General features: G+C 72.1%; 11 protein-coding genes. 8 read left to right on the top strand and 3 right to left on the bottom strand.

The window, feature by feature from the left end:
- Positions 1–50: 50 nt before the first annotated feature.
- The 3 genes from xdhA to xdhC are packed head-to-tail and all read left to right on the top strand — an operon-like array spanning position 51 to position 4,653.
- Positions 51–1,517 carry a xanthine dehydrogenase small subunit gene (xdhA, locus tag G7A99_RS00900; RefSeq protein ID WP_205599688.1) on the top strand — a complete coding sequence of 489 codons (1,467 nt, stop codon included), beginning with the start codon at positions 51–53 and terminating at the stop codon, positions 1,515–1,517.
- On the top strand, positions 1,514–3,871 hold the full coding sequence (gene xdhB / locus G7A99_RS00905; RefSeq protein ID WP_018718181.1) for a xanthine dehydrogenase molybdopterin binding subunit: 2,358 nt from the start codon (positions 1,514–1,516) through the stop codon (positions 3,869–3,871). Before xdhA ends, xdhB begins: the two co-directional genes overlap by 4 nt.
- The gene (gene xdhC / locus G7A99_RS00910) at positions 3,868–4,653 is read left to right on the top strand and encodes a xanthine dehydrogenase accessory protein XdhC (protein ID WP_018718180.1); all 786 of its coding nucleotides are present in this window, start codon (positions 3,868–3,870) and stop codon (positions 4,651–4,653) included. Before xdhB ends, xdhC begins: the two co-directional genes overlap by 4 nt.
- 82 nt (positions 4,654–4,735) lie before the next feature.
- Here the strand turns inward: xdhC and G7A99_RS00915 are convergent, their stop codons facing one another.
- Positions 4,736–5,920 carry an FAD/NAD(P)-binding oxidoreductase gene (locus G7A99_RS00915; RefSeq protein WP_163138653.1) on the bottom strand — a complete coding sequence of 395 codons (1,185 nt, stop codon included), beginning with the start codon at positions 5,918–5,920 and terminating at the stop codon, positions 4,736–4,738.
- 481 nt (positions 5,921–6,401) lie between these two features.
- Between G7A99_RS00915 and G7A99_RS00920 the strand changes: the two genes are divergently transcribed.
- The 4 genes from G7A99_RS00920 to G7A99_RS00935 are packed head-to-tail and all read left to right on the top strand — an operon-like array spanning position 6,402 to position 10,008.
- Positions 6,402–6,776 (top strand): hypothetical protein, encoded by a 375-nt coding sequence (locus tag G7A99_RS00920; protein ID WP_163138654.1) that lies wholly within the window; start codon positions 6,402–6,404, stop codon positions 6,774–6,776.
- A complete protein-coding gene (locus G7A99_RS00925; protein ID WP_163138655.1) occupies positions 6,773–7,480 on the top strand; it encodes a hypothetical protein in 708 nt (235 codons plus the stop codon). Before G7A99_RS00920 ends, G7A99_RS00925 begins: the two co-directional genes overlap by 4 nt.
- A gap of 60 nt (positions 7,481–7,540) precedes the next feature.
- The gene (locus tag G7A99_RS00930) at positions 7,541–8,977 is read left to right on the top strand and encodes an RsmB/NOP family class I SAM-dependent RNA methyltransferase (protein ID WP_163138656.1); all 1,437 of its coding nucleotides are present in this window, start codon (positions 7,541–7,543) and stop codon (positions 8,975–8,977) included.
- Between the two features lie 44 nt (positions 8,978–9,021).
- The gene (locus G7A99_RS00935; protein ID WP_163138657.1) at positions 9,022–10,008 is read left to right on the top strand and encodes an NAD(P)H-quinone oxidoreductase; all 987 of its coding nucleotides are present in this window, start codon (positions 9,022–9,024) and stop codon (positions 10,006–10,008) included.
- Between the two features lie 18 nt (positions 10,009–10,026).
- On the opposite strand, the gene G7A99_RS00940 is transcribed toward G7A99_RS00935, so the two are convergent.
- Together G7A99_RS00940 and glk are read right to left on the bottom strand one after the other, a co-directional pair.
- Positions 10,027–10,503 (bottom strand): MarR family transcriptional regulator, encoded by a 477-nt coding sequence (locus G7A99_RS00940; protein ID WP_018718174.1) that lies wholly within the window; start codon positions 10,501–10,503, stop codon positions 10,027–10,029.
- Between the two features lie 73 nt (positions 10,504–10,576).
- A complete protein-coding gene (gene glk, locus G7A99_RS00945) occupies positions 10,577–11,551 on the bottom strand; it encodes a glucokinase (RefSeq protein ID WP_163138658.1) in 975 nt (324 codons plus the stop codon).
- A 140-nt stretch (positions 11,552–11,691) separates the two neighbouring features.
- On the opposite strand from glk, the gene G7A99_RS00950 reads away from it, so the two are divergent.
- A partial coding sequence (locus G7A99_RS00950) for a hypothetical protein (RefSeq protein WP_163138659.1) occupies positions 11,692–12,452 on the top strand: 761 nt, incomplete at its 3' end.

The following is a 12,452-nucleotide window of genomic DNA, read 5'->3' on the forward strand; positions in this document are numbered from 1 at the left end:
GTCTTTGGGTACAGGCGGCGATTCGACAGGCCGCCGGGCTGCGGGAGAAGATGATGACGGATTCGGTGCGTTTCCTGTTCGGCCACGAGATGCGGGAGCTCCGCGACGTGGACCCGACCCGGACCGTGCTCCAGTGGCTGCGCGAGGACCAGTACGCCACCGGCACCAAGGAGGGCTGTGCCGAGGGGGACTGCGGCGCCTGCACCGTGGTCCTCGGCGAGCCGGACGGGGAGGGTGGCATGCGCTATCGCGCGGTCAACGCCTGCATCCTCTTCGTGCCGGTGCTCGACGGTCGCCAGCTACTCACCGTGGAGCACCTCGCTGGCGCGGACGGCGCCATGCACCCGGTCCAGCGTGCGATGGTGGACCACCACGGCTCCCAGTGCGGGTTCTGCACCCCCGGTTTCGTGATGTCGCTGTTCGCGCTCTACCTCGAGGGCGGGCGTCCGGACCGGCAGCGGATCAACGATACCCTGGCGGGCAACCTCTGCCGTTGCACCGGCTACCGGCCGATCGTCGACGCCGCGCTCGCCATGCACGACTATCCCTGGGACGACCCGGTCCGTGCACGGGCCGCCGGGACGGCGGAGCGGCTGACGGCGCTGCGCCGCACCGACACCCTGGCGCTGGCGTGGCAGGGGCGGCGCTACTTCGCACCGGTGTCCGCCGACGGCCTGGCCAGGGTCCTCGGTGAACACCCGGACGCGACCCTGCTCGCCGGCGGCACCGACGTGGGGCTGTGGGTGACCAAGCGCCACATGGACCTGGACACGGTGGTCCACGTCGGCGACGTCGCGGAGCTCCACGGCATCCACGAGGACGCGGACGGCGTGGCTATCGGTGCGGCGGTCACCCACGGCGAGGCGCTGGACGTGCTTGGGCGCCGCTTCCCGGACTTCGGCGAGCTCCTGCGCCGTTTCGCCTCGGTGCAGATCCGCAACTCCGGGACCCTGGGCGGCAACATCGCCAACGGCTCGCCCATCGGCGACAGCATGCCGGTGCTCATCGCCCTGGGGGCGCGGCTGACCCTGAACGGCCCGGACGGCCGGCGGGAGATGCCCATCGAGGATTACTTCATCGACTACGGCCGCCAGGACCGCCGCCCCGGGGAGTTCGTCGAGCGTGTCTGGATCCCCGCCCTCGGCGGGGACGAGCACTTCCGCTGCTACAAGATCTCCAAGCGCTTCGACCAGGACATCTCCGCGGTCTGCGCCGCCTTCCGCCTGCGCCTGTCGGACGGCCGGGTGGTGGCGATCCGTACCGGCTTCGGCGGCGTCGCCGCCACCCCGCGGCGGGCGCCGCGCACCGAGCGCGAGCTCACCGGCGCCGCCTGGGACGAGGCCGGGGTCCGTCGCGGCGAGGCCGCGCTGGCCGCCGAGCTCACCCCGATCACGGACATGCGCGCGAGCCGGGAGTACCGCCGGCTCGTTGCCGCGCAGCTGTTGCACAAGTTCTACATCGAGACGACGGATCCGCAGGCCCGCACGCGGGTGCTCGCGGAGGAGGCCGCGTCATGAGCGAGACCGATACCCGCCGGGGCAACCCGGGCGTGAACGTCGCCCGGCCCCACGACAGCGCCCACAAGCACGTCAGCGGCAGCGCCCGCTACGTCGACGACCTGCCCGAGCCCCGGGAGCTGCTCCACGCCTATGCCCGGCTCGCGGAGCGCGCCCATGCCCGCATCAACCGGCTGGACGTCTCCGCGGTCGACGGCGGGGGCGTCGCCGCCGTGGTCACGCCGGAGGGGCTCGGCACCACCAACGACATCGGCCCGGTCTTCCCGGGCGACCAGGTGTTTGCCGACGGCGAGGTACTCTTTTACGGGCAGCCGCTGTTCGCCGTCGCCGCGGGCAGCATCGACGCCGCCCGGCGCGCGGCGATGCGCGCCGAGGTGGACTACGAGGACCTGCCCGCGATCCTGGACGTGGATGCCGCGCTGGACGCCGACGCCGACCTGCTGGCGCCCAAGCGCTGGCGCCGTGGTGAGCCGGAGGCCGCCATCGAGGCCGCGCCCCACCATCTTGAGGGCCGGACCTACGTGGGCGGCCAGGAGCATTTCTACCTGGAGGGCCAGGTGGCGATGGCCGTCCCCCAGGAGGACGGCGACATGCTCGTCTACAGCTCCACCCAGCACCCCTCGGAGGTGCAGCACCTGGTCGCGAAGGTCCTCGGCCTGCCGGACCACGCGGTCACCGTGGAGACCCGGAGGATGGGCGGCGCCTTCGGCGGCAAGGAGACCCAGGGGGCGCAGATCGCGGTCATCGCCGCGCTGCTCGCGCAGCGCACGGGGCGGCCGGTGAAGTACCGCCTCGACCGCGACGACGACATGACCATGACCGGCAAGCGCCACGATCTGCGCATCGACTACCGGGTGGGCTTCGACGACGACGGCCGCATCCGCGGCATCACCTTCATGCAGGCAGTGCGCTGCGGCTACGCGCCGGACCTCTCGCACTCCGTCTCCGATCGGGCGATGTACCACGCGGACAACGCCTACTTCCTGGAGAACGTCGAGATCACCTCCCGGCGGCTGCGCACCAACACCGTCTCCAACACCGCCTTCCGCGGCTTCGGTGGGCCCCAGGGGATGGTGGGCATGGAGCACGTGATCGAGGAGATCGCCCGCGAGCTCGGCCTGGATCCGCTGGCCGTGCGCCGCCGCAACCTCTACGGCGTGGACGAGCGCAACATCACCCCCTACGGCATGACCGTGGAGGACAACATCCTCCCCGAGCTGCTCGGCGAGCTGGAGACGAGCTCGGAGTATGCCCGCCGACGCGAGGCGGTGCGTGCGTACAACGCGGCGAGCCCCTGGCTGAAGAAGGGCATCGCGGTGACGCCGGTGAAATTCGGCATCTCCTTCACCGCCAAGCACCTCAACCAGGCGGGCGCGCTGGTGCTTGTCTACCAGGACGGCAGCGTCCAGCTCAATCACGGCGGCACCGAGATGGGCCAGGGACTGCACATCAAGGTGGCCCAGGTGGTGGCGGAGGTCTTCGGCATCGACCTCGAGCGGGTGCGGATCACCGCCACCCATACCGGCAAGGTGCCGAACACCTCGCCCACGGCGGCGTCCTCCGGCTCGGACCTCAACGGCGCCGCCGCCTACAACGCGGCGACGAAGATCGTCGACCGGCTGCTTCCGGTCATCCGCGACCACTTCGACGTGTCCACGGACGCCGCCATCACCTTCCGCGACAACGCCGTGTACGCCGGCGGCCGCGAGCTCGCGTCCTTCGCGGAGGTGGTACGCCTCGCCTACTTCCGCCGCGTGCAGCTCTCCGCGGCGGGCTTCTACGCCACGCCGAAGCTCCAGATCAACGAGGACGGCACCGGCCGGCCGTTCTACTACTTCGCCTACGGCGCGGCCTGCTCCGAGGTGGTGGTGGACACGCTCACCGGCGAGTATCGCGTCACCCGGGTGGACATCCTCCACGACGTGGGCCGCTCGTTGAACCCGGCTATCGACATGGGCCAGATCGAGGGCGGCTTCATCCAGGGCATGGGCTGGCTGACCACCGAGGAGCTGTGGTGGGACGAACACGGCCGGCTGATGACCCACGCGCCGTCCACCTACAAGATCCCCGCGTGCAGTGATCTGCCCGCCGACTTCCGCGCCCGCATCTACGAGCGGGGCGAGAACGTCGAGGAGGCCCTTTACCGTTCCAAGGCGGTGGGCGAGCCGCCGCTGATGCTGGCGATCTCCGTACTCCACGCGCTGAAGGACGCGGTCGCCTCGGCGGCCGACTATCGCGTGGCCGCGCCGCTGCACGCCCCGGCGACGCCGGAGGCGGTGCTCATGGCCGTGCAGGCGGTGCGCGGGACCGTCGGCGCCGGGGTTGCCGCGGCGCAGCCGGAGGTCGCCGGATGAGCCACTGGAGCGAGCGCCTGGCCGGGCACTACCGTGCCGACGAGGCCTGCGTCGTGGTGACCCTCGTCGCCATCGAGGGCTCCTCGCCCCGGGAGCCCGGGGCGAAGATGCTGGTCACCGCCGAGGGTGCCAGCGGCACCCTCGGCGGCGGCACCGTCGAGCACCTGGCGCAGGAGCGTGCGCGCGAGATCCTCGCCGCCGGTGCGGGCAATATCGACGGCCCGGCGCTGGAGTCCTTCACCCTCAACGACGCCATCGACCAGGCCTGCGGCGGGCGCATGTCGCTGCTCTTCGAGCCGGTCTGGCCGGCCGCCTTCCGCATCGGCCTGTTCGGCGCGGGCCACGTGGGTCAGGCGCTGGTCCGGGTGCTCGCCGACGTGCCCTGCCGGATCCACTGGGTGGATTCTCGCCCCGGCATGTTCCCGGAGGCGGTGCCCGGTGTCGCCGAGCCGGTGCTCGCCGAGCAGCCGGAGAAGGAGGTCGAGTCGCTGCCCGACGGGGCCTTCGTCATCGCCATGACCCACAGCCATGACATCGACCTGGAGATCGTCGACGCCGCGCTGCGTGCCGGGCGTTTCCCGTTCGTGGGGACCATCGGCTCGAAGACCAAGCGCGCGCGATTCCGCAGCCGCCTCGCCGAGCGCGGGCTCGACGAGGCCACCATCGACGGGCTCACCATTCCCATCGGTCTGCCCGGCGTGGGTGGTAAGCGGCCCGCGGAGATCGGCGTCGCCGTCGCCGCCCAGCTCCTCCAGTGGCGCGACGCCGGGGGCCGCTCCTGACTCGGCCGGGTCGGTCGATGCGCGGCACCCACGGTGCTGTCCGCGGCGGCGACAGGCAGCGGAAGCCGCTGCCGGGCCGCGCCTACAGCGTGCCGCCGCGCAGCAGGTGGTGCCAGTAGAAGCGCGGCAGGAAGTCCTTCTTGAAGTGCCACATGCTCCGGCGCTCCTCCGTCGGCTTACCGGGGAAGGTGGGAGCGAGCTCGCCGCCGTAGCGGAACTCCGCGAGCAGCACCCGCCCGTAGGCCGTGGTCAGCGGGCAGGCGCCGTAACCATCGTAGGCCGCTTCGCTGGTGCGGCCGTCGAGCTCGGCGAGCAGGCCGTCCACCACCACCGGCGCCTGGCGGCGCACCGCCGCGGCGGTCTTGGAGTTCGGCGTGTTGCAGGCATCGCCGAGCGCGAACACCGCCGGGTAGTCGGGATGGCGCAGGGTGGCCTTGTCGACGGCGATCCAGCCCGCCTCGTCCGCCAGCGGTCCCTCGCGCACGAACGCCGGGGCGCGCTGGGGCGGGGTGACGTGGAGGACGTCGTAGCCGACGGTCTCGTCGCCGTCCTCGCCGGTGAACGTGGCCTCCCGGCGGGCGCCGTCCACCGCGGTGAGGCGGCGGCCGTAGTGCACGTCGATACCGTGGCGCTCGGCCACTCGCTCCAGCGGCGGCACGAACTCGGGCACCGAGAACAGCGCCTTGCCGGCGGTGTAGAAATCGATCTGTGCCTCGTCGCGGTGTCCCTGCCGGCGCAGGTGGTCGGCGGCGAGGTAGGCGATCTTCTGCGGCGCACCCGGGCACTTGATCGGCATCGGCGGCTGCGTGAACACCAGCCGGCCGCCGCGGTGGTTACGCAGGCACTCCCAGGTGTAGCCGACGGTGCCGGGTGAGTAGTTGCTGCAGACGCCGTCGCGCCCGAGGGCCTCGGCGACGCCGGGGATGGCGTCCCAGTCGACCGTGAGGCCGGGGGCGAGCACCAGGTGGCTGTAGCCGAGCTCGCGGCCGTCGTCGAGGCCCACCCGGGACTGTGCCGGATCCACCGCGGTCACCGCGGCACGGTGCCAGGTCACGCCGTCGGGCATCACCCGGGCCGTCGGGCGCGAGAGCTCCGGCAGACGCGCTACGCCGGCGCCGGCGAGGGTGAAGCCGGGCTGGTAGTAGTGGGTGTCGGACGGCTCGATGACCGCGACGTCGATGTCGCTGCGCCGTCGGCGCAGCTGGGCGGCCACGGTGATGCCGGCGGTGCCTCCGCCGACGATGAGAACGTCATGGGATTGCGTCATGCCCCTCGCCCCGGTTGTGCGTTTCCGGCAACCTTACGCAGGGCTATATATATTTTGAAGGAATAATGGATTCTTTGTTATGACCGTTGGGAACTAAAAAACCATACCGGTTTGAGTTTGCTCATTGCGAGCGATTCACCGCCTCAATGGAACGATTGAAATTTCCCATCACTCAGCGTCTTGCCGTTTGTGCGATGCAGCGTGAAAATAGTCTCCGATCCGGTCATAGGTACTGCCGTACCGTTCCCCGGGAGTGTGTCGGAGGCCCGATGCGTGGTCCGGCCCCCGCCTGATCCTGGCCCGCCACGCCGGCGCATGAGCGCGCCGTGCGGCCAGATGCGTCACGCTCCGAGAAGCGGCAATACCTATGACCGGCTCGATGGCCCCGGCGGCTCCCGGCCCCGGGGTATTTCCGTTTGGGTCAGTGGGTCTTTTTCGCGGCGGGGTGTTTGCCCCGCCGCCCGTTGCGGGGGTCGTTGCGATGTTTGTGGATGAGCAGTTTCTGCGGGTGGCCGAAGAGCTTGGCTGGGACATCAACAGCCAGATCGCCAAGCTGGAGGAGTTTGCCGAACTCTTCGGCATGAGTGCGCGGCTGGATATGCATCTCGAACGCCGGGGGGTGACCGGCTCGGCGCGGCGGGATCTCAAACTCGTGCGCAATGTCTATCTCGAGTTCGTGGAGTCGATGGGTAACCGCGGGGCGATGAACCATTTCCTGCGTAACGAGATGCGTCTCGCCGCCGAGGCGGCGCGGGCAGCGGAGCAGGCCGCCCGCGAGACCCCGGCGGTACCCCAGGCGCCGGCCCATCATGGCTGGTTCGCGCGGTTGCGGCGGCGGATGCAGGCGCGGGCATGAGCACGCCGCGTATCGGCGTACTGCTCTGCGATGACCTCCACGAGGGTCTCGATACGGCGTGGCCGAGCTACGGCGCGCTGTTCGGGGCGATGCTCGGCGACGCCGGCCCGGTGCGCTCGTGGCGTTTCCACGCCGGTGAGCGGCCGGAGAGCGTCACCGAGGCCGACTGCTGGGTGATCAGCGGCTCGCGCGCGGACGCCTGGGCGCACACCGGCTGGGTGGGCGAGCTTCGGGAATTCGTGGCCGCGGCCCGCGACGCCGGGCAGCGCCTGCTCGGGGTGTGTTTCGGTCACCAGATCGTCCATGCCGCCCTGGGCGGGCGGGTGGCGCGCTCGCCGCAGGGCTGGGGACTGGGCATCTATCCGGTCGCCGCCACCCGCGCGTTCGGCCCCTGGGCGGCGGGCGAGGCCCTGGCGCTGCTGTCGGTGCACCAGGACCAGGTGCTCGAGCCCGCGCCCGGGCTCGAGGGCATCGCCGCGGGGGCGTTCTGCCCGCACTATGCGAGCGCGGCGCCGGGCGTGCTCACCGTCCAGGGTCATCCGGAATTCGACCGCGATTTCTTCACGGCGTTGCTGCCCCGGGCCGGAGAGAAGGCCGGTGCCGAGGTGGAGCGCCGGGCGCGGGCCAGTCTCGATCAGCACGACGACCATGCCCGTTTCGGCGCGCTGCTGCGCGACTTCGCCGCCGGCCACGACGTCATCTGAGCCGTGAAGCGCGGCGTGTCGGCTGGCATACTGTCGCGCCCCACCAGCCGCGATGGTGCCATGAGCGACGACGCCCCGAATGCCACGGCGGAGCAGGTCTACGGCCGCTACCACACCATCGTCCCGGACTGGGACGCCTTCCTGGAGAGCCTAACCCGCCCGCTGGCGCCCACGGTGTGGCCCCACCCCGCACGGATCAGCCGTGACGGGCTGCGGCGCCTGCTGGCGGAGGCGGGTGTCGGGAGCACCCCGGTGCCGTGGCACCCGAGCGCGCTGCGCCTGCCCGAAGGGGTCGGGGCAGGCGGTCACTGGGGGTACTTCGCGGGGCTCTACCAGTCCCAGGAGGCGGTGGCGACGGTCCCCGTGATGCTGCTCGACCCCGTGCCCGGCGAGCGGGTGCTGGACATGTGCGCGGCGCCCGGCAACAAGACAGCGCAGATCGCGCTGGCGATGGGGAACCGCGGTACTGTCCACGCCAATGAGGTCCAGCGCGGGCGCCTCTCGCCGCTGCAGGGCACGATCCGCCGGCTGGGGCTGATCAACGTCAGCATCACCCTGCGCCCCGGCGAGGACCTGGCACTCTCCAACGGCCCCTTCGACCGTGTCCTCGTGGACGCGCCGTGCAGTGGCGAGGGTATCTGGCGCAAGGTCGTCGGCGAGCGCGCGATGAAGCACTTCCAGGTCGCCGATGCCGCGATGCGCGAGCGCCTGGCGGCGCGCCAGCGGCGGCTGCTCGCCCGGGCGGTCCGGCTCGCGCGGGTCGGGGGGCGCATCGTCTACTCCACCTGCACGGTGGCGCCGGAGGAGAACGAGGCGGTGGTGGACGCGGTGCTGCGCGCCTTTCCCGGCCAGCTCGCGGTGCGCCCGGCCCGGCTGCCCGGCTTCGAGTGCTCGCCGGGGGTCACCGAATGGGCGGGTGCGGGCTTCGACCCGTCGCTCGCCGGGGCTGCGCGGGTCTGGCCGCACCAGAACGATACCGGCGGTTTCTTCGCGGCGGTGCTGGAGAAGGTGGACGGCCCCGAGCCCGACGGCGCGCTGATATCCCCGGAGGGCGCCGATGACGCTGCGCTCGACGCCCTGGGCAGGACCTTCGGGCTCGGCGGGAACGCCTTCGACGGCGTCATCACCCACCGTGGCGGCGGCCGCTACCTCAGTGCGGTGAGTGCGGACCACCGCCTGCCGCCGGGGCTCGCGACCCAGACCACCGGTCTGCCGGTGCTCGGTACCCAGGCCCGGCCGCCCAAGCCGACCACCGCGTTCGCGCTGGCCTGGGCGCCGGCGGCGCAGGCGAATATCCTGGACGTGGACGAAGAGGGCCTGGCCGAGTACATCGCCCGGCGACCGCTGTATCTCGACCGTGTCGAGTTGCCCGAGGCACCCTATGTGCTGGTCCGTCACGGCGGCCACGGCATCGGTGTGGCCCACGTGCGCGGCCGTCAGGCCGACGGCCGGGTGGCCTTCGCCAGCCTCCACCCCAAGGCGTGGGCCGGGCGCTGAGCGCGCCCGCGCACACGCATTCATCCGCGAGAGGAGACGAACCCATGCAGGTGTGGCACATCCCCGAGCCCGGCGGCGCCGACGCGCTGACCCTCACCGAGCGTCCGGATCCGGTCCCCGGGCCGGGTCAGCTCGTGGTGCGCGTGCGCGCCGCGGGCGTCAATCGCGCCGACGTGCTCCAGCGCCTCGGTCATTACCCGCCGCCGCCGGGGGTGGTCGCCGACGTCCCCGGGCTGGAGTACGCGGGCGAGGTCGAGGCCGTGGGCGAGGGCTGCGTGCAGCGCCGCGTGGGTGACCGGGTGATGGGCCTGGTTGGTGGTGGCGCCTATGCCGAGCGCGTGCTCGTGCACGAGCGCGAGACCCTGCCGGTACCCGCCGGCATGGATGACGACCGGGCCGCCGCGATCCCGGAGGCCTTCCTCACCGCATGGCGCGCCATCGCCCTGGAGGGCGGCCTGCGTCCCGGCGGCTTCTGCGTGGTCCGCGCCGCGACCTCCGGCATCGGCACCGCGGCGGTGCAGCTGGTCCGCGCGATGGGGGCCCGGAGCCTGGGTACCGGCCGGGATGCCGCCCGGCTCGACGCGGTGCGCGCCCATGGCATGGACGCCGCTTTCGTCGACGACGGCGAGGCGTCGCTGGCGGATGCCGTGCACGGGGCGAACGGCGGCGAGGGCGCGGACATGATCCTGGACCTGGTGGGCGGCGACGGCCTGCCCGCGGCGCTCACGGCACTGCGCGCGGAGGGGACGCTGGTGCTGGTGGGGATGATGGGCGGCAGACGCACCGAGCTGAACCTGGGCGCGGTGCTCATGCGCCGGCTCACGCTCCGGGCGATGACCATGCGCAGCCTGCCGCTGGAGCGCCGTATCCAGGTGGTGCGTGCCTTCGAGGCGGAGATGCTGCCGCTGTTCGCGCACGGCGGTCTGGCACCGGTGCTGGACCGGACCGTGGCGTTCGCGCAGGCACCGGAGGCACACCGGATCATGGAGTCCGGTCAGCACCTCGGCAAGCTGGTGCTCACCCACGGCTGAGCCGGCCGAGGGTGCGGCTCAGTCGCGCTCGCGTTCGGATTCCGTGATCGTGGCTGCGCGCTCGCGCAGCCGCTCGAGCACGGTGACGGTCGTGCGCAGCTCCGTCTCGTCGAGGCCCTCGACCATCTCGTCGCGCAGTGTCGCGGCGACGCTCATGATCTGGTCCAGCGCCCGGTGGGCGCGCTCGGTAAGGTAGATGCGGTTGCGCCGGCGGTCGTCGCTGCAGGCCTTGCGCTCGATCCAGCCGTCGGCGGCGAGGCGGTCGAGCAGGCGCACTACCGTCGGCGGCTCGATGCCCGTTCGTGCAGCGAGCTCGCGCTGGGTCAGCCCCTCGCCACCGCGGGAGATGTTCATGAGCGTGCGCCATTTGGCCTGGCTGAGCCCCAGCGGGCGCAGCCGCGTGTCCAGGGCCTGGCGCCACTGCTGGGCGGTCTCCGCGAGCATGAGCCCGAGGTGGTCGATATCCGCCGCGTCGGTCTGTGGGGAACGGGTCATGGACCGTGCCTGTCGTCTTTCGGTCAGCCCGCAATCGTAACACGGGCATGCCGCCGCGTGCCGGCCTTGCCGCTCAGGGGCGGTCCGTGACGGCACGGGCGAGGCCCGCAAGGGCGGGTAACGGTGCGTCGATACGCCATACGGGGATGCCGGCGAGGTAGTCGTGCATCCGTCCCTTGGCCGTGAACCGGGCCATGAACGTGGCGTGGTCGAAGCGGCTGCCCAGACGGGGCAGGATGCCCCCGCCCAGGTAGACGCCGCCGCGGGCCCCGGTGGTCAGAGCGACCCCCGCGGCGACGGTCGCGAGTGCCCGGGTGAACAGCGTGAGCGTCTCCGCGGCGCGGGTGCCGCCCGCGTCGGCGGCGGCGATGATGGCCGCGGGCGCGAGCGCCTCCGGCGGCGCGCCGTCGAGTTCGGCGAGGGCGTCGTGGACCGCGGTCAGCCCCATCCCGGAGGCAACGCGTTCGGCACTGCAGTGGCCGAAGCGCTGCCGCAGCGCCCGTGCGACGGCCTCCTCGCGGGCGTCGCAGGGGGCGAAGCTGGCGTGTCCGCCTTCGCCGCCGACGGCGTGGTGTCCGCCGCCAGGGCAGGGGACGAGCACCGATATGCCCAGCCCGGTACCCGGGCCGAGCACGGCAATCGGCGCCGCGGGCCCCGCGGCGCCCGGATTCACCGGTGTACATTCCGACCGTGACAGGCCCGGCACCGCCAGCGCCTGGGCCACGAAGTCGTTGACGATCTCCAGTCCTTCCAGCCCCAGCCGGTCCCGGGCCTGTGTCGTGGAGAAACGCCACGGCCCGTTGGTCAGCGCGATCCGGTCTCCCGCCACCGGGCCGGCGACGGCGCACAGCGCCCGGCGTGGTCGCGGGGCGGCGGGGAGACCGTCCAGGTAGTGATTCGCGGCGGTGGCCAGGTCGGTGAAGTCGGCGGTGACCAGTTCGCGGACGTGGTGGATAGCGCCGTCGTCCGGGTCGGCGAGTGCGAAGCGGGCCCGGGTGCCGCCGATGTCGGCGATCAGCCAGGGTGTGCCGTGATGGGCCGTCGCCATAGTGGGGGTGCCTCCCCGGAGTGGGTTCCCCGTCGAGTGTAACGTTTCCGTCACGGGGCGATGCGGACGTCACCGGGGCGGCGGTGATAGTCTTCGTCCACGGAGAAACGCCAATCACGATACAGGAACACGGAGTGACCATGGGCACGCTGACCAAGGGAATCACGGGGGTTGCCGCGAGCCTGCTGCTGGCCGTGGCGGTTACCGGCTGCAGCACCACCGCACCGCCGCCCGGCGCCGGGCAGGAGCAGGCACAGCCGGGCGAGGTCGTCGGCCAGAAGACCATCTGGTCGGACGCGGACCGGGGCTGGGTGAAGCTCGTGGCCGCCGAGCCCCGCGGCGGCGGCTATGATCAGCCGGTGCACGTCGATCCCCAGTGGCTGCGACAGGCGCTCTATGACATCAAGCTGCGCGTCGAGCGCGACGGAGACAACGAGCGTGCCATCCGGCTCTTCAGTGTCGCGCAGCTCGACGTTCTGGTGCCGACCCTGGTGCGCGGGCTTGCCGAGGCGGGTCCGGACCAGGCGGTCGCCTTCGCCACCGCGGCCCGGCGCGGCGGCTTCACCTTCTTCGATCCGGTGCGGCTGACTACGGCGCGGGTCTTCGTCGAGGACGGCCGGCTCAACGTGCTCTTCGGCACGGTCTCCGAGCCGTTGCCCGAGGACGAGGTGCGCGGGTTCGTCGCCGATGCCCGCGTGGGCACCCGCGAAGAGGTGATCAACGAGGGCGGCACCGTCTGGAGCCGTGGCTGGGAGTCGCGTATGGAGCGGGACGACTGGGTCGTTCTCCCGGTGAAGACCACGGAGGGGGAGCTTCCGGCGCTGCCCGAGGCCGGGGCGAAGGCCGGGACCGATCCGGCGGAGCAGCCGGCGCCGGCGGCGGCCGATACCCCGGCGGCGGC

The organism is Arhodomonas sp. KWT, assembly GCF_010993615.1.

Bases quoted from the DNA above. Each gene is read 5' to 3' on its own strand.
- G7A99_RS00915 (WP_163138653.1), bottom strand. From the start codon at position 5,920: ATGACGCAATCCCATGACGTTCTCATCGTCGGCGGAGGCACCGCCGGC.
- G7A99_RS00930 (WP_163138656.1), top strand. From the start codon at position 7,541: ATGAGCGACGACGCCCCGAATGCCACGGCGGAGCAGGTCTACGGCCGC.
- xdhB (WP_018718181.1), top strand. From the start codon at position 1,514: ATGAGCGAGACCGATACCCGCCGGGGCAACCCGGGCGTGAACGTCGCC.
- G7A99_RS00925 (WP_163138655.1), top strand. From the start codon at position 6,773: ATGAGCACGCCGCGTATCGGCGTACTGCTCTGCGATGACCTCCACGAG.
- G7A99_RS00920 (WP_163138654.1), top strand. From the start codon at position 6,402: ATGTTTGTGGATGAGCAGTTTCTGCGGGTGGCCGAAGAGCTTGGCTGG.
- glk (WP_163138658.1), bottom strand. From the start codon at position 11,551: ATGGCGACGGCCCATCACGGCACACCCTGGCTGATCGCCGACATCGGC.
- G7A99_RS00935 (WP_163138657.1), top strand. From the start codon at position 9,022: ATGCAGGTGTGGCACATCCCCGAGCCCGGCGGCGCCGACGCGCTGACC.
- G7A99_RS00940 (WP_018718174.1), bottom strand. From the start codon at position 10,503: ATGACCCGTTCCCCACAGACCGACGCGGCGGATATCGACCACCTCGGG.
- xdhC (WP_018718180.1), top strand. From the start codon at position 3,868: ATGAGCCACTGGAGCGAGCGCCTGGCCGGGCACTACCGTGCCGACGAG.
- xdhA (WP_205599688.1), top strand. From the start codon at position 51: ATGATGACGGATTCGGTGCGTTTCCTGTTCGGCCACGAGATGCGGGAG.